21 protein-coding genes and 3 pseudogenes are annotated in these 23,028 nt (G+C 73.4%); 11 read left to right on the forward strand and 13 right to left on the reverse strand.

Annotation, left to right across the window (positions count from 1 at the left end):
- The first annotated feature begins 381 nt into the window (after positions 1-381).
- From J7I94_RS30270 to J7I94_RS30285, 4 genes and pseudogenes are all read left to right on the forward strand, one after another.
- Positions 382-1,584 (forward strand): LLM class flavin-dependent oxidoreductase, encoded by a 1,203-nt coding sequence (locus J7I94_RS30270; RefSeq protein WP_215172193.1) that lies wholly within the window; start codon positions 382-384, stop codon positions 1,582-1,584.
- A 26-nt stretch (positions 1,585-1,610) separates the two neighbouring features.
- Positions 1,611-2,984 (forward strand): NtaA/DmoA family FMN-dependent monooxygenase, encoded by a 1,374-nt coding sequence (locus tag J7I94_RS30275; RefSeq protein WP_215172195.1) that lies wholly within the window; start codon positions 1,611-1,613, stop codon positions 2,982-2,984.
- Entirely contained in the window at positions 2,981-4,063 is a 1,083-nt protein-coding gene (locus J7I94_RS30280; RefSeq protein WP_215172197.1) for an LLM class flavin-dependent oxidoreductase, read from the forward strand. The genes J7I94_RS30275 and J7I94_RS30280 overlap by 4 nt, the downstream gene beginning before the upstream one ends.
- Before the next feature lie 36 nt (positions 4,064-4,099).
- Positions 4,100-4,810 (forward strand): annotated as a pseudogene (locus tag J7I94_RS30285) (TIGR03564 family F420-dependent LLM class oxidoreductase); the annotation flags it as partial.
- A gap of 15 nt (positions 4,811-4,825) precedes the next feature.
- On the opposite strand, the pseudogene J7I94_RS30290 reads toward J7I94_RS30285, so the two are convergent.
- A pseudogene (locus J7I94_RS30290) lies at positions 4,826-5,733 on the reverse strand (LysR family transcriptional regulator).
- A gap of 137 nt (positions 5,734-5,870) precedes the next feature.
- Here J7I94_RS30290 and J7I94_RS39600 point away from each other — a divergent pair.
- The 7 genes from J7I94_RS39600 to J7I94_RS30320 all read left to right on the forward strand — a co-directional run bounded on the left by J7I94_RS39600 (position 5,871) and on the right by J7I94_RS30320 (position 11,672).
- On the forward strand, positions 5,871-5,951 hold the full coding sequence (locus J7I94_RS39600; protein ID WP_358839838.1) for a putative leader peptide: 81 nt from the start codon (positions 5,871-5,873) through the stop codon (positions 5,949-5,951).
- Positions 5,952-6,162: 211 nt separating this feature from the next.
- Positions 6,163-7,293: a dimethylsulfone monooxygenase SfnG gene (sfnG, locus tag J7I94_RS30295; protein ID WP_215172199.1), complete on the forward strand. Its 1,131-nt coding sequence runs from the start codon at positions 6,163-6,165 to the stop codon at positions 7,291-7,293.
- 44 nt (positions 7,294-7,337) lie between these two features.
- On the forward strand, positions 7,338-8,555 hold the full coding sequence (locus tag J7I94_RS30300) for an acyl-CoA dehydrogenase family protein (RefSeq protein WP_215172201.1): 1,218 nt from the start codon (positions 7,338-7,340) through the stop codon (positions 8,553-8,555).
- Positions 8,556-8,566: 11 nt separating this feature from the next.
- Positions 8,567-9,124 carry an NADPH-dependent FMN reductase gene (gene ssuE, locus J7I94_RS30305; RefSeq protein WP_215172203.1) on the forward strand — a complete coding sequence of 186 codons (558 nt, stop codon included), beginning with the start codon at positions 8,567-8,569 and terminating at the stop codon, positions 9,122-9,124.
- A complete protein-coding gene (locus J7I94_RS30310) occupies positions 9,121-10,308 on the forward strand; it encodes an SfnB family sulfur acquisition oxidoreductase (RefSeq protein WP_215172205.1) in 1,188 nt (395 codons plus the stop codon). The genes ssuE (J7I94_RS30305) and J7I94_RS30310 overlap by 4 nt, the downstream gene beginning before the upstream one ends.
- Before the next feature lie 36 nt (positions 10,309-10,344).
- Positions 10,345-11,502: an LLM class flavin-dependent oxidoreductase gene (locus J7I94_RS30315; protein ID WP_215172207.1), complete on the forward strand. Its 1,158-nt coding sequence runs from the start codon at positions 10,345-10,347 to the stop codon at positions 11,500-11,502.
- On the forward strand, positions 11,499-11,672 hold the full coding sequence (locus tag J7I94_RS30320; protein WP_215172209.1) for a hypothetical protein: 174 nt from the start codon (positions 11,499-11,501) through the stop codon (positions 11,670-11,672). Before J7I94_RS30315 ends, J7I94_RS30320 begins: the two co-directional genes overlap by 4 nt.
- On the opposite strand, the gene J7I94_RS30325 is transcribed toward J7I94_RS30320, so the two are convergent.
- From J7I94_RS30325 to J7I94_RS30375, 12 genes and pseudogenes are all read right to left on the reverse strand, one after another.
- Entirely contained in the window at positions 11,651-13,363 is a 1,713-nt protein-coding gene (locus J7I94_RS30325; protein WP_215172211.1) for a fumarate reductase/succinate dehydrogenase flavoprotein subunit, read from the reverse strand. The genes J7I94_RS30320 and J7I94_RS30325 overlap by 22 nt on opposite strands.
- Before the next feature lie 11 nt (positions 13,364-13,374).
- Positions 13,375-13,497, reverse strand: a pseudogene (locus J7I94_RS38740) (ABC transporter ATP-binding protein); the annotation flags it as partial.
- A 63-nt stretch (positions 13,498-13,560) separates the two neighbouring features.
- Complete coding sequence (ssuE, locus tag J7I94_RS30330; protein WP_215172213.1) at positions 13,561-14,115, reverse strand: NADPH-dependent FMN reductase; 555 nt, start codon at positions 14,113-14,115, stop codon at positions 13,561-13,563.
- A gap of 11 nt (positions 14,116-14,126) precedes the next feature.
- Positions 14,127-15,512: an FAD-binding oxidoreductase gene (locus J7I94_RS30335; RefSeq protein WP_215172214.1), complete on the reverse strand. Its 1,386-nt coding sequence runs from the start codon at positions 15,510-15,512 to the stop codon at positions 14,127-14,129.
- Positions 15,509-16,672, reverse strand: coding sequence for an acyl-CoA dehydrogenase family protein (locus J7I94_RS30340; RefSeq protein ID WP_215172216.1), 1,164 nt, complete (start codon positions 16,670-16,672; stop codon positions 15,509-15,511). Before J7I94_RS30340 ends, J7I94_RS30335 begins: the two co-directional genes overlap by 4 nt.
- Positions 16,669-17,667 (reverse strand): ABC transporter substrate-binding protein, encoded by a 999-nt coding sequence (locus J7I94_RS30345; RefSeq protein WP_215172218.1) that lies wholly within the window; start codon positions 17,665-17,667, stop codon positions 16,669-16,671. Before J7I94_RS30345 ends, J7I94_RS30340 begins: the two co-directional genes overlap by 4 nt.
- Complete coding sequence (locus tag J7I94_RS30350; protein WP_215172220.1) at positions 17,664-18,767, reverse strand: LLM class flavin-dependent oxidoreductase; 1,104 nt, start codon at positions 18,765-18,767, stop codon at positions 17,664-17,666. Before J7I94_RS30350 ends, J7I94_RS30345 begins: the two co-directional genes overlap by 4 nt.
- Positions 18,768-18,775: 8 nt before the next feature.
- A complete protein-coding gene (locus J7I94_RS30355) occupies positions 18,776-19,774 on the reverse strand; it encodes an ABC transporter substrate-binding protein (RefSeq protein WP_215172222.1) in 999 nt (332 codons plus the stop codon).
- Positions 19,771-20,499, reverse strand: coding sequence for an ABC transporter ATP-binding protein (locus tag J7I94_RS30360; RefSeq protein WP_215172224.1), 729 nt, complete (start codon positions 20,497-20,499; stop codon positions 19,771-19,773). The genes J7I94_RS30355 and J7I94_RS30360 overlap by 4 nt, the downstream gene beginning before the upstream one ends.
- A 17-nt stretch (positions 20,500-20,516) precedes the next feature.
- Positions 20,517-21,407, reverse strand: a complete 891-nt coding sequence (locus J7I94_RS30365; protein ID WP_215172226.1) for an ABC transporter permease — start codon at positions 21,405-21,407, stop codon at positions 20,517-20,519.
- A gap of 38 nt (positions 21,408-21,445) precedes the next feature.
- Positions 21,446-22,297, reverse strand: a complete 852-nt coding sequence (locus tag J7I94_RS30370; protein ID WP_215172228.1) for a sulfurtransferase — start codon at positions 22,295-22,297, stop codon at positions 21,446-21,448.
- Positions 22,294-23,025 carry an alpha/beta hydrolase gene (locus J7I94_RS30375; protein ID WP_215172234.1) on the reverse strand — a complete coding sequence of 244 codons (732 nt, stop codon included), beginning with the start codon at positions 23,023-23,025 and terminating at the stop codon, positions 22,294-22,296. The genes J7I94_RS30370 and J7I94_RS30375 overlap by 4 nt, the downstream gene beginning before the upstream one ends.
- Positions 23,026-23,028 lie beyond the last annotated feature (3 nt).

The raw sequence follows: 23,028 nt of genomic DNA on the forward strand, positions 1-23,028 counted from the left end.
TCCGGTATCCGGGCGCTCCTTGACGAACAACGGGATGTGCTGCTGAATTGACCACATGACTGCCCAGCGGCGCCTGGTCTCGCGCGATCACATCGACTTCGGTCGGGTGTGGTCGGCCGCGTGTTGCGCCTGACCCGGCAGCGGGCCCTCTGACCGGCCCCTCCCACGCTCGGTGACCCCTTCGCGGGCCGGTTCCTGTCTTCGCGGGCGCTGCCGCGGCACCGCCTCCTCCGACGCCCGTCGTCGGCACCCGTAGCAGCCCGTACGCGCCGTCGCGGCGGGTGTCCGCGACGTGGTGACCCGGTCCCTCACCGCCGTGCCCGCCCCCCCCCTGCGGGGGGCCGGCGTTCTCGTCACGGACTTCCAGGAAGGCGCACACTCGTGTCCTCAACGTCCCTTTCCCCGCTGCACCTCGCCGTCGCCCTGGACGGCACCGGCTGGCACCCCGCCTCCTGGCGTGAGGCGGTGGCCCGGCCCTGGGACCTGTTCTCCGCCGCCTACTGGGCCGACCTGGTCGCGGAGGCCGAGCGCGGGCTCCTCGACTTCGTGACCATCGAGGACGGCCTCGGCCTCCAGTCGTCCCACTTCCTCGCCCCGGACCACCGCACCGACCAGGTACGCGGTCGCCTGGACGCCGTCCTCATCGCCTCCCGCGTCGCCCCGCTGACCCGGCGCATCGGCCTGGTGCCGACGGTGGTCGTCACCCACACGGAGCCCTTCCACATCTCCAAGGCGATCGCCACCCTCGACTACGTCAGCACCGGCCGGGCCGGCCTGCGTGTGCAGATCACCGCCCGTCCGAACGAGGCCGCGCACTTCGGCCGCCGTACGATCCCGCGCATCGAGTCCTACGACGCCCCGGGCACCCAGGAGCTGATCACCGACCTCTTCGACGAGGCCGCCGATCACGTGGAGGTGGTGCGCCGCCTCTGGGACAGCTGGGAGGACGACGCCGAGATCCGGGACGCCGCCACCGGCCGCTTCATCGACCGCGACAAGCTGCATCACATCGACTTCGAGGGCCGGCACTTCAGCGTCAGGGGCCCCTCCATCACGCCCCGCCCGCCGCAGGGCCAGCCGGTCGTCACCGCCCTCGCGCACGACACCGTCCCGTACCGGCTCGTGGCCCGCGCCGCCGACATCGGCTACGTCACGCCGCACGACGCCGACGAGGCCCGCGCGATCGTCGCCCGGATCCGCGCCGAGCAGAACGCGGCCGGACGGGCCGCCGAGCCGCTGCACGTCTTCGGCGACCTCGTGGTCTTCCTCGACGACGACCCGGCCGCCGCGCGGGCACGCCGGGAACGGCTCGACGCGCTCGCGGGACAGCCGTACACGAGCGACGCGCTGGTCTTCACCGGGACACCGTCCCAACTGGCGGATCTGCTCCTGGAGTTGCGCGGCGCCGGGCTGTCCGGCTTCCGGCTGCGCCCCGCCGTCGCCGGGCACGACCTCCCGGCGATCACCCGAGGGCTGGTCCCCGAACTCCAGCGACGCGGCGTCTTCCGCCGCGCCTACGAGGCCGGCACCCTGCGCGGCCTGCTGGGCCTGCCCCGCCCCGCCAACCGTTACGCGGCAGCCTGAACCGTCGGAAGGAAGACCGCAGCGCCATGACCAAGCCCCTGAAGCAGATCCACCTGGCCGCCCACTTCCCCGGCGTCAACAACACCACCGTGTGGAGCGACCCGAGGGCCGGCAGCCACATCGAGTTCAGCTCCTTCGCGCACTTCGCCCGGACCGCCGAACGCGCCAGGTTCGACTTCCTGTTCCTGGCCGAGGGACTCCGGCTCCGCGAACAGGGCGGACACATATACGACCTGGACGTCGTCGGCCGCCCCGACACCTTCACCGTCCTGGCCGCGCTCGCCGCCGTCACCGAGCACCTCGGACTGACCGGCACCATCAACTCCACCTTCAACGAGCCGTACGAGGTGGCCCGCCAGTTCGCCAGCCTCGACCACCTCTCCGGCGGGCGGTCCGCCTGGAACGTCGTCACCTCCTGGGACGCCTTCACCGGCGAGAACTTCCGCCGCGGCGGCTTCCTGCCCCAGGAGGAGCGCTACTCCCGCGCCCGGGAGTTCCTGGCCACGGCGCACGAACTCTTCGACTCCTGGCACGGCGACGAGATCCTCGCCGACCGGGCCACCGGCACCTTCCTGCGGGACGCCGACGCGGGCGCCTTCGCCCACACCGGACAGCACTTCGACATCCACGGACGGTTCAACGTCCCGCGCTCCCCGCAGGGCCGCCCGGTGATCTTCCAGGCCGGGGACTCCGAGGAGGGCCGCGAGTTCGCCGCCGCGGAGGCGGACGCCGTCTTCAGCCGGCACGGCACCCTGGAGGCGGGCCGGGCCTTCTACACGGACGTGAAGTCCCGCCTGGCCAGGTACGGCCGCCGCCCCGACCAGCTGCTCATCCTGCCCGCCGCGACCTTCGTCCTCGCCGACACCGACGCGGACGCCGAGGAACTCGCCCGCGAGGTGCGCCGGCAGCAGGTCAGCGGGGCCACCGCCATCAAACACCTGGAGTTCGTCTGGAACCGGGACCTGTCGGCGTACGACCCGGAAGGGCCCCTGCCCGACATCGACCCGGACGTCGGCGCCCGGCACATCTCCCAGGGCCGCGCCCAGGTCCGCATGTACCGGGACCCACTGGCCACCGCCCGTGAGTGGCGCGAACTGGCCGCCGCGCACGGCTGGTCCATCCGCGACCTGGTCATCAACACCGGCAACCGGCAGAACTTCGTCGGCTCCCCGGCCACCGTCGCGCACACCATCGACGAACTCGTCCAGGCCGACGCGAGCGACGGCTTCATCCTCGTCCCGCACATCACCCCGGGCGGGCTGGACGAGTTCGCCGACAAGGTGGTCCCGCTGCTCCAGGAACGGGGCGTGTTCCGCACGGAGTACGAGGGCACGACCCTGCGCGACCACCTGGGCCTGGCGCACCCGGCCGACGTCCGCGGTGAGCGGGTGGCGTCGTGAAGTTCATCGCCGTCACCCTGATCGCGCACCGCCCGGACCCGGTCACCGGCGTACGGAAATCGACCCACGAGCGTTTCCGCGAGGTCCTCGGCGACGCCGTGCTCGCCGAGGAGCTGGGCTTCGACGGCTTCGGGGTGGGGGAGCGGCACGAACGGCCGTTCATCTCCTCCTCGCCGGCCGTGGTACTGAGCCATGTGGCCGCGCTGACGAAACGCATCCGTCTCTTCACCGCGGTGACGACCCTGAGCCTGCTCGACCCGGTCCGCGCCTACGAGGACTACGCCACCCTCGACCACCTCTCCGAGGGCCGGCTCGACCTGATCATCGGCAAGGGCAACGGCACCGCCCAGCGCGAGCTGTTCCACGTCACCCCCGAGGACCAGTGGGAGCGCAACGCCGAGAGCTACGAGGTCTTCCGGCGGATCTGGCGCCAGGACAAGGTCACCGCGCGGACCCGCTTCCGCCCGCCGCTGACGGACTCCGAGGTGTGGCCCCGGCCCTTCCAGCGGCCCGTCCGCGTCTGGCACGGCAGCGCCACCAGCAAGGAGTCGGTCGACCTGGCCGCCCGCCACGGCGACCCGCTGTTCTCCGCCAACGTCACCAACCCCGTCGAGCCCTACGCCGAGCTGGTCCGCCACTACCGCGAGCGCTGGGAGCACTACGGGCACGACCCGGCCGGCATCGCGATCGGCGCCGGCACGGCGGGCGTCCACGTGGCGCCCACCTCCCAGGAGGCGCTGGCCGCCTACCGGCCGGTCTTCGAAGCCGGTCTGGCCTTCTCCAGGCAGGCGGGGCTGCCCGTCGTCTTCGAGACCCTGGAGGACTTCGCCGAACGCAGCTCCGCCCTGATCGGCAGCCCCCAGCAGGTCATCGACAAGGTGCACCGCTACCACGAGCGGCTCGGCCACACCGTGCTCCACCTGCACGCCGACGCCCACGGGCTGCCGGACGCCCGGCACCGAGCCTCCCTGGAGCTGTTCCAGTCCCTGGTCGCCCCCGTACTGCGCCGCGAGATCCCGGACCCGCCGTTCCCGTGGGAACCGGCGCTACCACTCACCCAGGAGTCCGCCCGCCTCTGACCTCCCCCACACGGCGTCCGCGGCCCCGTTCCGATCGCGGCTGGAGCGAGGGCCGCGGACGCCCCGCGCAACTCCACCGGCCTCGCCCCGCGGGCCGAGCGGCCCGGCGGCGCCCGCCACTGGTCCGAGGCCGGCTTCGGCATCCCCCACGAACGCCCCGTCCGCCTGCTGCGGGAGTTCCTCACCGCGTTGCGCCGGCTGGTGGAGACGGGGACGGCCGACTTCCACGGTGAGCTGCTGACCGCCGCCCCACCGCTGCCGGCGGCGGTGCCGGGCTCAGAGCCGCCGGTGCCGATCCTGGTCGCCGCCATGGGGCCGCAAGCGCTGCGGGTCGCCGGCCAACTCGCGGACGGGATCCTGCCCCTGCTCGCCGGACCGCGCGCCCTGGCCGAGCACATCGTCCCGGCCGTCACCGCCGCGGCACGGGCGGCGGGCCGTCCGGCACCGCGCATCGTGGCGTTCGTCCCCGGAGTGGTCACCGCCGACCCCGGAGCCGTGCGGGAGGCCGCGACCGAGACGCTCGCGTTCTACGAGCGGTTCCCCTCCTACCAGCGTGTCATCGAGCTGTCCGGCGGTACGCGGGCCGCCGACCTGGCCGTGATCGGTGACGAGGAGACCGTCGCCGCCGAGGTGCGGCGCTACCGCGAGGCCGGCGCGACCGAGGTGGTGTTCACCGCGACCGACCTGGGAGGCGAGGCGGACCGGCGCCGCACCTGGAAGCTGCTCGGGGAACTGGCGCACAGCTGAGGCGCAGGGCCTTCCTCACGAAGCGGCCCCGTGCGCGCGGGCGTTGCGCACGAACAGCTCGTGCAGATCGCGCACTGCCCGGGGGACGGAACCGGAATGCCGGCGCTGCAGGACCAGCAGTACCTCGGTTCCGTCCCCCGCGAGCGGCCGCACCGTGATCGTGCCCCGCCGTTCCAGCGGGTCGCCGACGACGCTGAAGTCCGGCAGCACCGTGGCGCCCAGTCCCTCGGCGACCATCAGCTTGCCCATCTCCGCCCCGTCGGTGGAGTACGAGAAGACCGGTGTCCGGCCGCGGAGCAGCCGGTGCAGGAAGCGGTGCATGACGTAGCCGGACCGCATGACGACGAGCGGCTCGGCGAGGAGGCTGTCCGTGTCCACCGCGTCCAGGGCCGCCAGCGGACTGTCGGGGCGCACGCACACCACGGGGCGGCCGCGCAGCAGCTCGGTGGTCTCGAAGCCGGGCGGCATGTCGTCGCCCCGGAGGTAGTTGACCAGCCCCAGGTCGAACGCGCCCTCCAGCAGCCCTCGAAGGATCTCGGCCTGCTGCGCGCCCACCAACTCGACCTGGGTGACCGGGTGCGCGGCCCGGAACTCACGCACGGTCGGGATGACCAGCGGGACGGTGGCCGTGTTGACCGTGCCGAGCCGGACCATGCGGCTGATGCGGTGCTGGTCGTCGGCCGCGCCGCGCAGCCGGTCGACCGCGTCCAGCACACTCATGATGTGCGGCAGCAGCTCCCGGCCCTCGTCGCTGATCCTGGCCCCGGACCGGTTGCGCTCCAGCAGGTCCACGCCGAGCTCGCGCTCCAGATTGCGCACGGTCTCGCTGAGCGCCGGCTGGGACAGATGCAGTTCCTCCGCGGCGCGCCTCAGCGAACGAACCGGGTGACGGCGGTGATGTATTCGAGCTGTTCGATACGCACGACAGGAGACTGGCGCCCGTCCCGCGTCGAGTTCAAGGGAATCCCTGTCACAACCTCGTGAATACCGACTCTCAGGATGTGGAATCACGGCCAGGAACTCTTGACCGGCAGGACGCTCCACTGATTCTATCGGTGACATGAAGCGACAGGATCTCACGCGTCGACGCCACGTCGACCTTGCGCGTGTCTCCAGCTCCTGCTGTCGCTGTCGGGCCTGAGCGCACCAGCTGAGCCTCCGAGGGAAACCCTCGCACTGGCCCCGATCTCCCCTCGTGAATTCCACCGCCGGCCGTTTTCCGCCGTGATTTCGGCCTTTCCGGGAACAGTGCGCCCGCACGCCTGAATCCCGGTCATCGCAACACGTTTCCCGGTCACCGCACGCGCTTTTCGCATGCGCTTTCCCGCACGCTCTCTCGCCAGGAGTTCTCCATGTCCGAACCACCCGGATCCGACCCCGTCCGCTTCGCCTACTGGGTGCCGAACGTCAGCGGCGGCCTGGTCACCAGCACCATCGAGCAGCGCACCGACTGGGGCTACGACTACAACCGCGAACTCGCCGTCCTCGCCGAGAACAACGGCTTCGACTACGCCCTCAGCCAGGTCCGCTACATGGCAAGCTACGGCGCCGAGTTCCAGCACGAGTCGACCAGCTTCAGCCTCGCCCTGCTGCTCGCCACCCAGCGGCTCAAGGTCATCGCCGCCGTCCACCCCGGCCTGTGGCACCCCGGCGTCCTCGCCAAGCTCGGCGCCACCGCCGACCACTTGTCGAACGGCCGCTTCGCCGTCAACGTCGTCAGCGGCTGGTTCAAGGGCGAGTTCACCGCCCTCGGCGAGCCCTGGCTGGAGCACGACGAGCGCTACCGTCGCTCCGAGGAGTTCATCCGCGCCCTGCGCCAGATCTGGACCGAGGACCACGCCGAACTCGCCGGTGACTTCTACCGGTTGCGTGACTTCTCCCTCAAGCCCAAGCCGCTGAACACCCCCGAGCGCCCGCACCCGGAGATCTTCCAGGGCGGCAACTCCACCGCCGCCCGCGCCATGGCGGGCCGCGTCTCCGACTGGTACTTCAGCAACGGCAAGGACTTCGACGGCGTCACCGAGCAGATCGCCGACGTCCGCGCCTCGGCCGCCCGAGCGGGCCGTACGGCACCGAAGTTCGGCCTCAACGGTTTCCTCATCGCCCGTGACACCGAGGCCGAGGCCCGCGACACGCTCCGCGAGATCGTCGCCAAGGCCGACACCGAGGCCGTCCACGGCTTCCGCGACGCCGTCCAGCAGGCCGGTCCGTCCACCGCCGACGGCAAGGGCATGTGGCAGGACTCCGGCTTCGAGGACCTGGTCCAGTACAACGACGGCTTCCGTACGGGCCTGATCGGCACGCCCGAGCAGGTCGCCGAGCGGATCGTCGCCTACAAGCGGCTCGGCGTCGACCTCTTCCTTCTCGGCTTCCTGCACTACCTGGAGGAGGTCGAGTACTTCGGCAAGCGCGTGCTCCCCCTGGTACGCGAACTGGAGGCACGGGAGGCCGAGCCGGAGCCCGTCGCCGCCGCCCACGCCTGACCTGACCGCACCCGCATCCGCACCCGAGACCAGAGGACCTCACCATGAGCACCGCCGCACCGGCCGACTGGAAGACCGCCCCCGCCCCGCTGACCGCCCAGGACTGGATCGCCCGCGCCGCCGAGGTCGCCGCCGTCCTCGCCACCGACGCCGCCGCCCGCGACAAGGCCGCGGCCACCCCGTACGCCGAGGTCCAACTGCTGAAGGACTCCGGCCTGGTCACCCTCCTCGGCCCCGTCGAGCACGGGGGCGCGGGCCAGGACTGGCCCACCGCCTACCGCGTCGTCCGCGAGGTCGCCAAGGCCGACGGCTCCATCGGCCAGTTGCTCGGCTACCACTACCTGTGGAACTGGGCCGCCCGTCTGGTCGCCACCCGCGAACAGTGGGAGCACGTGGAGGCCGAGGCCGCCCGCAACCAGTGGTTCTTCGGCGGCGCGGTCAATCCGCGCGACGAGGACGTGACGGTGAAGGACGAGGGCGACACCCTCACCTTCACCGGACGCAAGTCCTTCTCCACGGGCGGCAAGGTCTCCGACGTCACCGTCCTCGAAGGGGTCCTGGAGGGCACCGACGACCACGTCTTCGCCATCGTCCCGTCCGACAGCGAGGGACTGACCTTCCACGACGACTGGGACAACATCGGCCAGCGCCTGACCGAGAGCGGCGGCGTCACCATCGACGCCGTACGCGTCCCCTGGTCGGCCGCGGCGGGCTATGTGGACAAGCAGTTCCAGCCGCGCGTCTACAACACCCTGAACGTGCCCACCATCCAGCTCGTCTTCGTCAACTTCTACCTCGGCATCGCCGCCGGCGCCCTGGAGACCGCCGCCACCTACACCCGGACCAAGTCCCGCGCCTGGCTGCACGGCGGTCAGGAGCACGCCGTGGACGAGCCGTACGTCATCGACACCTACGGCGACCTCACCGCCAAGCTGTGGGCCGCCGAAGCGCTGGCCGACGCCGTGGCCGCCGAGGGCCAGAAACTGCACGACGCCCCGGACGCGGTCACCGAGCAGGCCCGCGGCGAGTTCGAGGTGCGAGTCGCCGCGGTGAAGGCCCGCGCCACCGACGTGGCCCTGGAGGTCACCAACCGGATCTTCGAGGTGACCGGCGCCCGGTCCACCGCCTCCGCGTACGGCTTCGACCGGTTCTGGCGCAACGTCCGCACCCACACGCTCCACGACCCGGTGGCCTACAAGCGCCGCGAGATCGGCCGCCACGTCCTCACCGGCGAACTGCCGCAGCCCACCTGGTACTCCTGAAAGGACCTCCGATGGCCACCATCCTGTCCGTCTCCGGCAGCCCCTCCGCCACCTCCCGCACCGCCCGGCTGCTGCGCCACCTGGACGAGCGGCTCAGGGCCCAGGGGCACGACGTGATCCCGTTCGACGTCCGCACCCTGCCGCCCGAGGCCCTGCTGCACGCCGACTTCCGGAACCCGGCGATCACCGAGGCCACCGCCCTGTTCGAACGCGCGGACGGCATCGTGATCGGCACGCCCGTCTACAAGGCCGCCTACTCCGGCCTGCTCAAGGCGCTGCTCGACCTGCTCCCGCAGTACGCGCTGACCGGCAAGACCGTCCTCCCGCTGGCCACCGGCGGCACCACCGCCCACGTCCTGGCCATCGACTACGCCCTGCGCCCCGTACTGAACTCCATGGGCCCCGCCCACATCACGCCGGGCTGGTTCACCCTCGACAAGGACATCACCGTGGGCGACGACGGCACCCTGACCGTCGCGCGCGGTGCTGCCGAGGCCCTGGCCCAGGTCACCGACCAGTTCTCGCTCGCCCTCGGAGGCCGGCCGACCCTGCTGGCGGCCACCGGATGAGCGCGGTGACCGTGATCGGCGGCGACGACGAGGCCCTCGCCGTCGCCGCCGGGCTGGCCGCCGGCTTCCGCGAGGGGGCCACCGAGCGGGACGCGCTGCGCAGGCTCCCGCACGCGGAGGTGGAGCGGCTGTCCGCCTCCGGGCTGCTCGGTGTGACGGTGCCCGAGGAGTTCGGCGGCGCGGACGTCCGTACGGAGACTCTCGCCGAGATCTTCCGGCTGCTGGCCACCGCCGACGCCAGCCTCGCCCAGATCCCGCAGAGCCACTTCGTGTACGTCGGCGTGCTGCGCCGGCAAGGGACGCGGGAGCAGCTGAAGTTCTTCTTCGGCGAGGTGCTGGACGGCAGGAGGTTCGGCAACGCGCAGTCCGAGGCGGGCACCAAGCACGTCCAGGACATCAGGACCCGGCTCGTGCGGCGCCCGGACGGGACGTACGTCCTCGACGGGGTCAAGCACTACTCCACCGGCGCGCTGTTCGCCCACTGGATCCCGGTCCTCGCCCGCGCCGGTGACGACACCCTGCACGTGGCGTACGTACCGCGCGACGCGCCCGGCCTCACGGTCGTGGACGACTGGGACGGCATGGGACAGCGCACGACCGCCAGCGGAACCGTCCGCCTGGAGTCGGTGCCCGTCCCCGCCGACCGGGTCCTGCCGCACCACCTCACTTTCCAGGGCCCTCAGCTTCATGGCGCCGTGGCCCAGTTGCTGCACGCCGCCATCGACGCCGGGATCGCCTCCGGAGCACTCGCCGAGGCCGTGGAGTTCGTCCGCACGAAGAGCCGGCCCTGGTTCGAGAGCGGGTTCGACACCGCAGCCGAGGACCCGCTGCTGATCCAGCGTTTCGGTGAGCTGGCGATCCAGGTACGTGCCGCCGACGCGCTGCTCGCCGCCGCGGCGAGGTCCGTGGACACCGCCCGCGCCGACCTCACCGACGACTCGGCCGCCGAGGCGTCGATCGCGGTCGCCGCCGCCAAGGTGACGGCGGCGAAGGCGGCCGTGGAGGTCGGCAGCGCCCTGTTCGAAGTCTCCGGGACCCGGGCGGCGCTCGACTCCCTGGGCCTGCACCGCCACTGGCGTGACGCCCGTACCCACACCCTGCACGATCCGGCCCGCTGGAAGGTCCAGCACATCGGCCGCCACGTCCTGAACGGGACCAGGCCGCCCCGGCACGGCCTCCTGTGACGAACACCCTGATCGCACCCCTGATCGGAGCCCCACGTGTCCCTCACCTTCCACTGGTTCCTCCCCACCAACGGCGACAGCCGCCACGTCGTCGGCGGCGGCCACGGCACCCCCGCCACGGCCTCGGGCCGCGACCGGCCGCCGACGGTGGCCTACCTGAGCCAGATCGCCCGCGCCGCCGAGGACCTGGGCTTCACCGGCGCGCTCACCCCCACCGGCGCCTGGTGCGAGGACGCCTGGCTGACCACCGCCATGGTCAGCCAGCACACCGAGCGCCTGAAGTTCCTCGTCGCCTTCCGGCCCGGCTTCGTCTCGCCCACGCTCGCCGCGCAGATGGCGTCCACCTTCCAGCGCCAGACCGGCGGACGGCTGCTGCTCAACGTCGTCACCGGTGGCGAGAGCCACGAGCAGCGCGCCTACGGCGACTTCCTCGACAAGGACGACCGGTACCGGCGTACCGGCGAGTTCCTCCAGGTCGTCCGTGGACTGTGGGAGGGCAGGAGCGTCGACCTGGACGGTGCGCACCTGCGGATCGAGGACGCGCGGCTGGCCCGGGTGCCCGACCCGGTGCCCGAGGTGTACTTCGGCGGCTCCTCGCCCGTGGCGGGTGAGGTCGCCGCCCGGTACGTCGACACGTACCTCACCTGGGGCGAACCGCCGGCGGCCGTCGCCGGGAAGATCGCCTGGATCCGGTCGCTGGTGGCCAAGGAGGGCCGCACCCTCCGCTTCGGCATCCGGCTGCACGTCATCACCCGGGACACCTCCGAGCAGGCCTGGGCGGAGGCGGACCGGCTCCTCGACGGCTTCGACCCCGACACCGTGGCGTCCGTGCAGGCCGGGCTCGCCCGCAGCGAGTCCGAGGGACAGCGGCGCATGCTCGCCCTGCACGGCGGCGGCCGCGACGGGCTGGAGATCCACCCCAACCTGTGGGCCGGCATCGGGCTGGTGCGCGGCGGAGCGGGCACGGCCCTGGTCGGCAGCCACGACGAGGTCGCCGAACGGATCGAGGAGTACGCCGGCCTGGGCATCGACGAGTTCGTCCTGTCGGGCTATCCGCACCTGGAGGAGGCGTACTGGTTCGGCGAGGGCGTCCTGCCGAAGCTCCGGGCGCGGGGCCTGTGGCAGCACCCGTCCGGCGAGCGGCCGGCCCCTTCCGCGCAGGTCCCCTTCGCCGGCGCCGGCGGCCCGCGATGACCCAGGTGCTCACCGGCGACGCCGAGGCGGTCGCCGGCGCGGCCGGGCCGGCCGCCGGGTCAGCCCGCGCGGCCCGGCCCGGTACGTCCCGCGGCATGCGGGACGTCTCCTGGCGGCACGGCAGGACCGGCGGCACGGCGGGACGCGGTCACAGCGCCCGCGCCGCATAGGCCCGGACGTCCGGGTCCGGGTCCGTCGTCGCGGCGGCCAGGGCCGCTCGGGCGTCCTCGGCCGCGCGGTGGCGGGTCAGGGCCAGTACGGCGGCCTTGCGGACGTCGGCGTTGGCGTCGGCGACGGCCTTGGCCAGTGCGGGGACGGCGAGGCCGGGAGCCGCGGCGGACAGGGCGCCGGCGGCACCGGCCCGCACCTGCCAGGCCGGGTCGGTCAGGGCCTCCTCGGCGCGGGCGGCCAGGACGGCCGGGCAGCCGGCCGTGCCCAGGGCCTCGTAGGCGGCCGCGCGTACCAGGTCGTTCACGAAGCGGCGGAGCTTGTACTCGACCTGGGGCTGCGGTGGGCCGTCGGGGCTGCGCAGCGGACGGTAGATCAGCTCGTGCGCCTGCGACAACTGGTCCAGGGGCGACTCTCCCTCGTAGCGCCCGTACTGGGACGCGTCCGCGCCCGCCAGGTCGCCGTAGACGAACGCGCCGATCATGTAGTTGTGGGGGACGCAGGCCAGGTCGTCGGCGGCGTACAGCCGGGGGACGGTCGTACGGGCGTGGTCGTCGACCCGCACCCCCGACGCCGAATGGCCGCCGCACAGGCCGATCTCGGAGATGTGCATCTCCACGTCGTGGGTGCGGTAGTCGTGGCCGCGGCCCGCGTGGAAGGTGCCGCGCGTCGGGCGCTCGGTGGAGTGCAGGATCGACTCCAGGGCCGAGACCGACTCCTCCGGGAGGTGGCTGAGCTTCAGGTACACCGGTCCGCGGTCGCTGGCCACCTCCGCGGCGAACTCGGCCATCGTCTGCCCCGACCAGTAGTCGGAGTCGACGAAGCGTTCGCCGTGCCGGTCGACCTGATAACCGCCGAAGGGATTGGCGACGTACGCGCGGGCCGGGCCGTTGTAGTCCTTGATCAGCGGGTTGATCTGGAAACACTCGATGCCGGTCAGCTCGGCACCCGCGTGGTACGCCATCGCGTAGCCGTCGCCCGCGTTCGTCGGGTTCTCGTAGGTGCCGTAGAGACAGCCCGGCGCGGGCAGGCCGAGACGGCCGCAGGCGCCGGTCGCCAGGATCACCGCGCCCGCGCGGACGGTGACGAAGGCGCCGGTGCGGGTGTTGAGGCCGGCCGCGCCCACGGCGCGCCCGTCCTCGGGAGACGTCAGCACACGCACCGGCATCACCCGGTTCTCGATCCGGACCCGCTCGCGCATCTCGCGCCGCCGCAGCTGCCGGTACAGGACCTTCTTGACGTCCTTGCCCTCCGGCATCGGCAGCACGTATGAGCCTGAGCGGTGGACCTGGCGGACCGCGTAGTCGCCGTGCTCGTCCTTCTCGAACTTCACGCCGTACGACTCCAGGCGCCGCACCATGGCGAAGCCGCGGGTGGCGGTCTGGCGGACGGTGGACTGGTCGACGATGCCGTCGTCGGCGCGGGTGATCTCGGCCACGTAGTCGTCGGGTTCGGCGCGGCCGGGGATGACCGCGATGTTGACGCCGTCCATGCCCATGGCGAGCGCGCCGGAGTGGCGGACGTGCGCCTTCTCCAGCAGCAGGACGTCCGAGCCGTGCTCGGCGGCGGTCAGCGCGGCCATGGTGCCGGCGGTGCCGCCGCCGATGACGAGGACGTCGCAGGCCAGTTCCTCGGCGTCGCCGAGGGCGGGGACGCGGAGGGTCTCCGAGGGGGTGTGCGCGGGGGTGGTCACCGGGGGGCCTTTCAGATACCGAGCGAGGTGAGGATGTCGCGACGCTGGGCTGCGCGCGCCGGGTCGTCATGGGCGGCGCCCTCGCGCGGTCGCGGCACGTCCCGTACGGCGATCAGCCGGCCCGCGCCAGCGAGGCGGCTGCCCCTTGCCGGTCCCTGTGCGGCGAGTGGGAGCCGTACGACCCGCGCCACCTTCGCTCACGCCGCCGCCCGCAGGGGCCGGCGACGGCTGAGGGCGGCGGAGAACTGGTCGGTGACCTGGTCGAGCGCCTCCTGTGTGCCCGGTTCGACGAGGACGCCGCCGTCCTGCCGTACCTCGATGTGCTGGTCCAGGACGAAGCAGCCGGGGGTGATGTGGGCGGGGCCCATGGAGTTCAGTACGGGGCGCAGGGCGTAGTCGATGGCCAGGACGTGGGCGGTGGTGCCGCCGGTGGCCAGTGGCAGGACGGTCTTGCCGGTCAGCGCGTACTGCGGCAGCAGGTCGAGCAGTGACTTCAGCAGCCCGGAGTAGGCGGCCTTGTAGACGGGGGTGCCGATCACGACGCCGTCCGCCTGTTCGAACAGGGCGGTGGCCTCGGTGATCGCCGGGTGGCCGAAGTCGGCGTGCAGCAGGGCCTCGGCGGGGAGCGTACGCACGTCCAGCGGGATCACGTCGTGCCCCTGGGCCCTGAGCCGGCCGTCGAGGTGACGCAGCAGCCGGGCGGTGCGGGAGGCGGCGGAAGGGCTGCCGGAAACGGAGAGAACAGTCGCCACGAGGAGCTCCTTCACAGGGCTTTGCCCGGGTTGAGGATGTGGTGCGGATCGAAGGCCGCCTTGACGCGCTGCTGCAACGCGTGCTGCTCCGGACCGAGTTCGTCGGCCAGCCACCGCCGCTTGAGGGTGCCCACGCCGTGCTCCCCGGTGAGGGTGCCGCCCAGGCGCAGCGCGGCGGTGAAGATGTCGCCCGCCGCCCGCCAGGCCGCGTCCGGGACGCCGGGCACATCGGGGTCCAGGACGAGGATGGGATGCAGGTTGCCGTCCGCGGCGTGCGCGAAGGTGAAGATCTGTACGTCGTGACGCCCGGCGGCCGCGTCGATCTCGCGGACGGCGTCGGCCAGGCGGCTCCTGGGCACGGCGATGTCCTCGATCAGCACCCGGCCCAGCCGCTCCAGGGCGGGCAGGGCGAGCCTGCGGGCCGCGAGCAGCCGGTCCGCCTGTGCCGGGTCCGCGGTGGTCTCCACCGAAGCCGCGCGCCCGCGCAGCAGCCGTACCGCGAGCTCCGCCTCGGCGGCCGCCGCACGTCCGTCGCACTGCACGAGCAGCAGCGCTCCGCCCCGGGACCGCAGGTCCGTGCCCCGCGCGGCGTCCACGGCACCGAGCACCGGCCCGTCGAGCAGCTCCGCCATGGCGGGCTCCAGCCGGGCGGCGGTCAGCGCCGACACGGCCTCGGCGCCCTCGGCGAAGGAGTCGAAGTACGCGGCCACGGTGGCCGTCGACTCCGGCACCGGGCGCAGCCGCACCGTCGCGGCGGTGATCACGCCCAGGGTGCCCTCGGAGCCGGTGAGCAGGGCGGTCAGGTCGTAGCCGGTGACTCCCTTGACCGTGCCCCGGCCGGTCCGGATCGGCGTGCCGTCCGCGAGGACCACGTCGAGGCCCAGTACGGCGTCCCGGGTCACCCCGTACTTGGCGCAGCGCAGCCCGCCCGCGTTGGTGGCGATGTTGCCGCCCACGGTGGAGATCGCCGCGCTGGCCGGGTCGGGGGCGTAGCGCAGTCCGAACCCGCCCGCCGCGCGGTCCAGTTCGGCGGTGACGACGCCCGGTTCGACGACGGCGACCTGGTCGTGCGGGTCGAGGTCGAGGATCCGGTTCATCCGGGACAGGTCCAGCACGAGCGTGCCGGTGCCGGCGTTCGCGCCGCCGGACAGTCCGGTCCCGGCCCCGCGCGGCACCACCGGTACCCGCAGCGCGTGCGCGTGCCGCAGTGCCGTCCGCACGTGCTCGGCGTGCGCCGCGTGCACGACGGCCAGGGGCTCGCCGTCCGGGCGGCTGCCGGAGCGGTCGGCGGCGTACGGGGCGGTGGCCCCGGGGCCGGTGGTGAGCGCGTCCGCCGGCAGGTCGCGGCCCAGGGCGGATAGCAGGGCCTCGGCCCGGTCGAGTCGGGTGACGGTCATCGGGTGTCCTCCAGGGCACGGCTGCCGACGGCGAGCAGGGCCACGTCCTCCTGCGGGGCGTGCACCGGGGCGCACTGGACGTCACGGAAGTGGCGCTCCAGCGGGTTGTCGCGGCTCAGCCCCGGATTGCCCAGCAGCCGTACCGCGAGCCCGACCCCCTCCACCGCGTGCCGGTCGGCCAGGGTCCGGGCGCCCAGGGCCAGTTCGGGCGTGTACGTGGCGTCGGCCGCGTCCACCCGCTCGGCGCCCCCGAACACCAGCTGCTCCGCGGAGTCCAGCCGCAGGGCGATCTCACCGGCGGCCCGGCGGAAGCGTTCCGTACGGGCCACCGGGTGGCCGAGGTTGGCGGGTACCCGCTCGTGCGCGAAGCGGTGGAAGTACCGCTGGGCCGCGCGGGCCACGCCCAGGTACAGGGCTGCGAGCGGGAGGTGGAGGGCGGCGCCCGCGCGGTTGTCCTGTTCGGCGCCCGGACCGTGGGCGGCCATGTCGACCACGTGGCCGGCGGGGACCTCGACTTCGCGCAGGGCGATGTCGTGGCTGCCGCTGGCCCGCAGCCCCAGGTGGTCCCAGCGGTGGGTGATCTCGATGCCGGGGGAGGTGCCGGGGACGGCGAACGTGCCGACCCTCGGCGCGGTCTCGTCCGTGGTGGCCCACACCAGCAGCCAGTCGAGCCCCTCGACGCCGGTGGCGAACCGCTTGCGGCCGGTGAGGGACCAGCCGGTCGCCGTGCGCCGGGCCACCGTCGCGGGCAGCCCGCCGCGCGCGGGGGAGCCCAGCTCGGGTTCCACCCGCACGTGGTTGAGCAGCACCGGCCGCTCGGCCGCCGCCGCCAGGACCTGCCCGTACACCTCCTCGGGCCAGTGCGGCCGTACGGCCTGACGGTGGTGGACGGCCAGGTTCATCGCCGCGATGAGCGCGACCGAAGGGTCTCCCTCGCCCAGCGCGTGCAGGATGCGCGCGGTGGCCGCGACCCCGAGGCCCGGACCGCCGTAGCGCTCGGCGACGGTGGCGGTCAGCAGGCCGGCCTCGTGCGCGGCGCGGACACCCTCCGCCGGAAAGGCGCCCGTACGGTCGTGCGCGGCGGCGGTGGCGGCGAGCCGGCCGGTGACCGGGGCGAGGCCGGCCAGGTCGGGCGCCCGGAAGCGGAGTGCGGTGGTCATGAGGACAGGGCCTTCCGCAGGGGAGCGTCGAGGCGGTGGGTCCAGAACGCGGCGACCTCCAACGGCTGTCTGAGCGCGCCGAGTTCCACGAAGGCGTCGGCGACCTGCTGCTGGGACGCGGTGGCCTTCGCGGTCACGAGCCCCACTTCTGTCCTGCGCTGGGCCTCGCCCCGCGACAACTCCTCCAGTGCCTCGTCCACCGGCTGGTGGGTGGCGGCGGCGACCACCTTCGCGTACTCCTCCTGGCGCCCGTCACGGACGTACGCGTACGCCTGGTCGATCCGGGCGAGCAGATCGGCCAGCGCCTCGCGTCCGTCCGCGCTGCCGAGCGTGTCGTCGGAGGCGGACCACAGGAAGTTGCCGGACAGGACGTCCGCGCCGTCGCCGATGGTGCGGGCGCCCCGCTGGTGGGCGGTGATGACCGCGTTGCCGTATCCGGCGAAGGCGTCGAGGGAGCCTCCGTTCAGCGCGGCCAGCGCCTTGTCGGGCTCCAGCGGGGCGGCGGTGATGTCGTCCCAGCCGAGCCCGGCCCGCTGGAGCAGGGCGTAGAGGAAATAGTGGGCCGTGGTGTTCTTGACGTAGCCGACCTTCTTGCCCTTCAGCTTCGCGACCGAGGTGACGTCCGAGTCCTCGGGGACGACGACCTCCTGGTTGAGGGTGTTGCCGTGCTGCACGGCGACGACCTTGAAGCCGGGCCTGCCGTCGGCGGCGGCGAACACCGGCGGGATCTCACTGGAGCTCGCCACGTCCAGTGCCCCGGCGCGTACCGCCTCCAGTTGCTTGTCGCCGCCCTGGAACAGGCTCCAGCGCACCCGGTACGGCGTGTCGTCGAGGCGGGCGAACTTCAGCAGGGCCTCCTCCCGCTTCCAGCCGGTCGCCCCCACGCGCAGCGTGACGGTGTCGCCGCCGTCCTCGGCGCCCGCGGGGCCGCCGCACGCGCCGAGGGCGCCGATGAGCAGTCCGGCGAGGGCGAGAGCGGGACCGGCCCGCCTCACGCGGCCGCTCCCGACGCGGCGCGGTGGGCCAGTTCCTGGCGGACCAGCGGGAGGACGTGCCGGGCGTAGTCGATGGCGTCGTTGAGCGGGTCGTAGCCGCGGATGGACAGCAGCTCGCAGCCGATGTCGACGTAGTCGAGCAGCGCCTTGGCGACCGTCTCCGGCGAGCCGACCAGTGCCGTGGACGCGCCGGCGGCGTCGGTGGCCGCCGCGGGGGCGGTCCACAGGCAGCGGTCGTGCACCTCGCCGCGCTCGGCGACGGCCAGCAGCCGTTGCGAGCCGACGTTGGCCGGGGTTCCCTGGCCGAGCGCCGGGTAGTGGTGCTGCCGGGCGCGCTGCTCGTGGTGGGTCTTGAGGGAGCCGAGGACGCGGTGTGCCTTCTCCCAGGCCAGTTCGTCGGTGGGCGCGATGATCGGGCGGAAGGAGACCCAGATGCGGGGGCGGGGCCGGCCGGCGGCGTCCGCGTGGGCGTGGACCGCGGCGATCTGCTCGGCCGTCTCCTTCAGCGGCTCGCCCCACAGCCCGAAGATGTCGCCCTGCTGTCCGCCCACCCGGTAGGCGTCCTGCGAGGAGCCGCCCACGGAGATGGGGATGGTGCCGTTGTGGGGCGTGACATCAGAACGGAAGCCCTCGAAGCGGTAGTACGGCCCCTCGTGCGAGACCGGCCCGTCGGCCGCCCACACCTCGCGCAGAATCCGGATGTACTCGTCGGAGCGGGCGTACCGCTCGCTCTTGCTCAGGTAGTCGCCCTCGCGCCGCTGCTCCTCGTCACTGCCGCCGGAGATGATGTGCACCACCAGGCGCCCCTTGCTGATCCGGTCCAGCGTGGCCAGGGCGCGGGCCGCGTGGGTCGGGAAGATCACGCCGGGCCGGTGGGCGAGGACGGGTTTGATGCGCTCGGTGTGGTGCGCCACGAACTGTGCCAGCTGGAGCGCGTCGGGCGAGGCGGAATGGTAGGTGACGAGGGTGTAGTCGAAGCCGCCGTCGTCCAGGGCGCGGGCGTAGCGGCGGGCGTGGTCGACGTCGATGCCGCTGCCCGCGGTGGGGTCGCCCTCGGTGGCGGGGTTGGGGTGGACGGCGCTGATGAACTCGACCGGCATGGCGGGGCTCACTCCTTGACGAGGCTGGTGTCGACGTGGTCGGCGAGGGTCGGATCGGGGGTGAGGACGCCGATGCCGTGCATGGTGTCGCCGACGTCCTGCACGGCCCGGACGACTTCCGAACTCACCGGCAGCAGCTTGCTGTTGGCCTGGCTCACCAGCGCCTTGGCGACCTCGGCGGAGGCGCCGTTGGTGCGCTGGATGGCCTCGGCGTAGTCGTCCGGGTGCTCCCGCGACCAGGCCAGGGCCGCGTCGAGGCGGCGCAGGTAGTCGGCGACGGCGGCCTTCCTGCCCGGGTCGGCCAGCGCTTCCTCGGAGGCGCCGATGAAGCCGTAGCCGCTCACGCGCCCGTCGGCGCCGTTGACCAGGAGCCGGCCGCCCTGCTGCTCGGCGACCGCCTTGTAGACCCCGAAGGTGGCCCAGGCGTCGATCTTCCCGGAGGTGAACGCGGCCTGGGCGTCGGTCGGCAGCAGGTACTGCACCCGCACGTCGTCGTAGCTCAGTCCCGCCTGCCGCAGCACGTGCGCGAGCAGGTACTCGGCGACGGACCCCTTGGCCGAGGAGACCACGACCTTCCTGCCCTTGAGATCCTCGACGCTGCGCACCGAGGAGTCCTCGCGGACCACGATCCCGGTGTGCGTACCGTCGTTGCGCAGCGCCCCCACCACCTTGACCGGCACACCGCCGGAGAGGGCCTGGAGCGTGGGCAGGTCGGCGGCGTACGAGGTGTCCGCGGCGCCCGCCTGGACGGCCTGGAAGAGCGGCGCCGCACCCTCGAACTCGGCCCGCTTCACCGCGTACGAGGTTCCCTTGAGCGCGCCGGAGGCGTTGAACAGCGTCTGCAGGTTCTTCGCCTGGTCGCCGATGGTCAGCGTCACCCGCGAGGCGGAGCCACCGGACGCGGCCTCGCTGTTCCCGCCGCAGGCGGCGGTGGCGAGCAGCGCGGTGAGGAGGAGCGCGGAGCGCAGCGCGCGGCTGACGCGGTGGACGGGGGTGACGGGGTTCATGCGGGTGCCTCTTCCTGGGGATGCGCCGAGGCTTCGTGGACACCCAGGCGCCGCAGCAGTTCGCCGCGGAGTCGTACGAAGTCGGGGGAGCCGAGGTCGCGCGGCCGCTCCAGGCCCACTTCGGCCTCGTGGGCGATCCGGCCGCCGTCCATCACCAGGACCCGGTCGGCCAGCAGCAGCGCTTCCTCCACGTCGTGCGTGACCAGCAGGACCGAGCAGCCGTGCCGCCGCCACAGGTCCCCGACCAGGCGCTGCGCCCTGCCCCGGGTCAGGGCGTCGAGGGCGCCGAACGGCTCGTCGAGCAGCAGCAGCTCGGGCTCGCGCCCCAGGGCGCGGGCCAGCGAGACCCGCTGGGCCTGGCCCCCGGAGAGGGTCTTGGGCCAGCTGCCCGCGTACTCCTCGATGCCCACCTCGGCCAGATAGCGCTCGGCGAGCGCCCGGTCCGGGGAGCCGGGCAGACCGAGCACGACGTTGCGCCACACGCGCAGCCAGGGCATCAGCCGCGGCGACTGGAAGGCCACCGAGCGGCGCTCCGGTACGGTCACCTCCCCCTCGTTCTCGCTGTCCAGCCCGGCGAGGATCTTCAGCAGCGTCGACTTGCCGCAGCCGCTGTGCCCGAGCAGGGCGACGAACTCGCCCCGGCGAAGGGTGAGGTCCAGCCCGTCGATGACGGTCCTGCCGTCGAAGGCGCGGGTCAGTCCACGCACCTCCACACGCGTGTCCACGCTCGTGCCCACTCCGGTCACGTCCCCTCCCCCTCGAACGAGGCCCGCCAGGCCAGCAGCCGCCGCGACAGCAGCCGTACGGCGAAGTCGCACAGCAGCCCCAGCACCGCGTACACGGCGAGGCACAGCACGATGACGTCGGTCTGGAAGTACTGCTGGGCGTTGCTCATCAGGTAGCCGATGCCGGCGTCCGCGTTGACCTGCTCGGCGAAGACCAGTGCCAGCCAGGCGGTGGACAGCGCGTACCGCAGCCCCACCAGTGCCCCGGGCAGCGCGGACGGCAGGATCACGTACCGGATCAGACCGAGGCGGCCGAGCCCCGCCATCCGGCCCGCCTCGATGAGCTGGGCGTCGGCGGAGCGGATGCCGCCGTAGATGTTGAAGTACAGCGGGTACGTCACCCCGAGCGCGACCAGCGCGATCTTCGGGGTCTCGTCGATGCCGAACCAGACGATGAACAGCGGGATCAGCCCCACCCAGGGGATGGCCCGGAACATGCCCATCGACGCGTCGATCACGTCCTCGCCCAGCCGGAACAGTCCGGCGGTGAGCGACAGCGCGAGGGCGACGACCGCGCCGATGAGGAAGCCGGTCGCGGCCCGGCGGCCGGACGCGGCGACGGCCTGCGGCAGTTCACCGGTCCGCGTCAGTTCGACGGCCCGGCGGGCGACGTCGACGGGGGAGGCGAGGACGGACTCGGGGAGCACACCGGTGGTGCTCGTGAGGAACCACACCGCCAGCAGCGCGACCGGCCCGGCGGCCCGGCGGACGCCGCGCGGCACGCGGAGGGCGGTACGCCGGCGGGGGCCGGAGGAGACGGTCTTCACCGGGGACGGGGATGAGGACGGGGCCGGGGTGGCGCGGGTCGGCGGGGAGGTGCCGGGGACGGTCGTGTTCGGGGAGGACATCGGGGGGCCTCTCGTCGGGGAGGGGGCGGTGGCGGGGATCAGTACGGCCGTTCGCCCAGCACGGCCGGGCGGTGCGGGTCGGCCGACCAGGCGGACCAGGAGCCGGGGTACAGCGCGGCGGGGATGCCGGCGTGGGCGAGGGCCGCGATCTGGTGGGCGGCCGTGACGCCGGACCCGCAGTAGACCCCCACCTCGGTCGCGTCGTCCGCGCCCAGCGCGGTGAACCGCAGGGCGAGTTCCTCCACGTCGCGGAAGGTCCCGTCGGGGGCGAGGTTGTCGCCGGTCGGGGCGGAGCGCGCACCGGGGATGTGCCCGGCACGCGGGTCGACCGGCTCGCTCTCGCCCCGGTACCGCTCGGCGGCCCGGGCGTCCAACAGCACCCCGTCACGGGCGACTTCGGCCACCGCGTCGGCGTCCAGCACCGGCAGCCGTCCGGGGGTGAGCACGATGTCGCCCGGCGCGGGGGCCTCGGGCTCCCCGCTCTCCGTCGGCAGTCCGGCCGCGCGCCAGGCGCCCAGCGCTCCGTCGAGCAGGGTGACCTGTTCGACTCCGGCCCAGCGCAACAGCCACCAGGCGCGGGCGGCGGCGGTGTCGCCGTTGTCGTCGTACACGACCACCGGGCGGCCGGCGGTGAGGCCCCAGCGGCGTGCCGACGCTTGCAGGTCCGCGAGGTCGGGGAGGGGGTGGCGACCGCCCGCGGGTGTGGGCGGGCCGGCGAGTTCGGTGTCGAGGTCGACGTAGACGGCCCCGGGGATGTGCTCTTCGCGGTAGTGCTCGCGGCCGTGCGGGTCACCGAGCCGCCACCGTACGTCGAGGACGAGGGGGCCCGGTGCGCCGCCGCGCAGCAGGGCGTGCAACTCGGCCACGCCGGTGAGTACCCGGGCGGTCATGCGAGCGCCTCCCGTACGGCGATGGGCGCGAGGTCCGGGGAGAGCCGCAGCCGCTCCAGGAACAGCACGATCGTGGCGGCGGCCGTGCGGTGGGTGACGTCGTTGAGCGCGTCGTGCCGGGTCCCGGCCAGGCTCACCAGCTCCACGCCGGGCACGGCACGGTAGGCGCGGCCGGCCTCGGGGAGCGGGCTGACCGTGTCGTCGGCGCCGTGCAGGGCGAGGACGGGGACGGAGACGCCCGCCAGGGCGAGCGGTTGGTCCGGGGCCGGGGCGGTGAGGGCGCCGCGCCGGAACGCGGCGTCGGCGGTGAGCCTGGAGCGGTGCGTGGGGCAGGCGGTGCGCTGGTCGAGTTCGGCCTCCCAGTCGGACGGCGACCCGAGCGTGTCCGGCGCGGTGGGCAGTCCCGCCAGGATCAGCGCGTCCAGGCCCGGGACGCCCCGCGCGGCGAGACGCGCGGCGTACAGGGCGCCGGTGTCGGACCCGACCAGCACCCGGGGGCCCGGCAGGGTCTCGTCGCGCAGCAACTCGGCGGCGGCGTCGGTGACCGCCGCCGGGTCGGGGGAGGGATCCGCCAACGCCCGTACGCGGTAACCGTCGGCGGCGACGCGACGGCCGAACCGCTCGTACACGCCGCCGTGTTCGCCGCGGCCGGGGAGGACGACGAGGGTGCCGCGCGGGGCGATCCCCTCCGGTTCGTCCCAGGCGTGGGCAGGCTGAGGAGAGCTCATGGT

This window comes from Streptomyces sp. ISL-12 (assembly GCF_018614415.1).
Taxonomy (GTDB): Bacteria; Actinomycetota; Actinomycetes; order Streptomycetales; family Streptomycetaceae; genus Streptomyces.

Coding starts and splice junctions, on each gene's coding strand:
- J7I94_RS30350 (WP_215172220.1), bottom strand. CDS start 18,767: ATGCCGGTCGAGTTCATCAGCGCCGTCCACCCCAACCCCGCCACCGAG.
- J7I94_RS30300 (WP_215172201.1), top strand. CDS start 7,338: ATGAGCACCGCCGCACCGGCCGACTGGAAGACCGCCCCCGCCCCGCTG.
- J7I94_RS30365 (WP_215172226.1), bottom strand. CDS start 21,407: ATGTCCTCCCCGAACACGACCGTCCCCGGCACCTCCCCGCCGACCCGC.
- J7I94_RS30340 (WP_215172216.1), bottom strand. CDS start 16,672: ATGACCACCGCACTCCGCTTCCGGGCGCCCGACCTGGCCGGCCTCGCC.
- J7I94_RS30275 (WP_215172195.1), top strand. CDS start 1,611: ATGACCAAGCCCCTGAAGCAGATCCACCTGGCCGCCCACTTCCCCGGC.
- sfnG (WP_215172199.1), top strand. CDS start 6,163: ATGTCCGAACCACCCGGATCCGACCCCGTCCGCTTCGCCTACTGGGTG.
- J7I94_RS30355 (WP_215172222.1), bottom strand. CDS start 19,774: ATGAACCCCGTCACCCCCGTCCACCGCGTCAGCCGCGCGCTGCGCTCC.
- J7I94_RS30370 (WP_215172228.1), bottom strand. CDS start 22,297: ATGACCGCCCGGGTACTCACCGGCGTGGCCGAGTTGCACGCCCTGCTG.
- J7I94_RS39600 (WP_358839838.1), top strand. CDS start 5,871: ATGAAGCGACAGGATCTCACGCGTCGACGCCACGTCGACCTTGCGCGT.
- J7I94_RS30310 (WP_215172205.1), top strand. CDS start 9,121: ATGAGCGCGGTGACCGTGATCGGCGGCGACGACGAGGCCCTCGCCGTC.
- J7I94_RS30320 (WP_215172209.1), top strand. CDS start 11,499: ATGACCCAGGTGCTCACCGGCGACGCCGAGGCGGTCGCCGGCGCGGCC.
- J7I94_RS30375 (WP_215172234.1), bottom strand. CDS start 23,025: ATGAGCTCTCCTCAGCCTGCCCACGCCTGGGACGAACCGGAGGGGATC.
- J7I94_RS30335 (WP_215172214.1), bottom strand. CDS start 15,512: ATGACCGTCACCCGACTCGACCGGGCCGAGGCCCTGCTATCCGCCCTG.
- ssuE (WP_215172203.1), top strand. CDS start 8,567: ATGGCCACCATCCTGTCCGTCTCCGGCAGCCCCTCCGCCACCTCCCGC.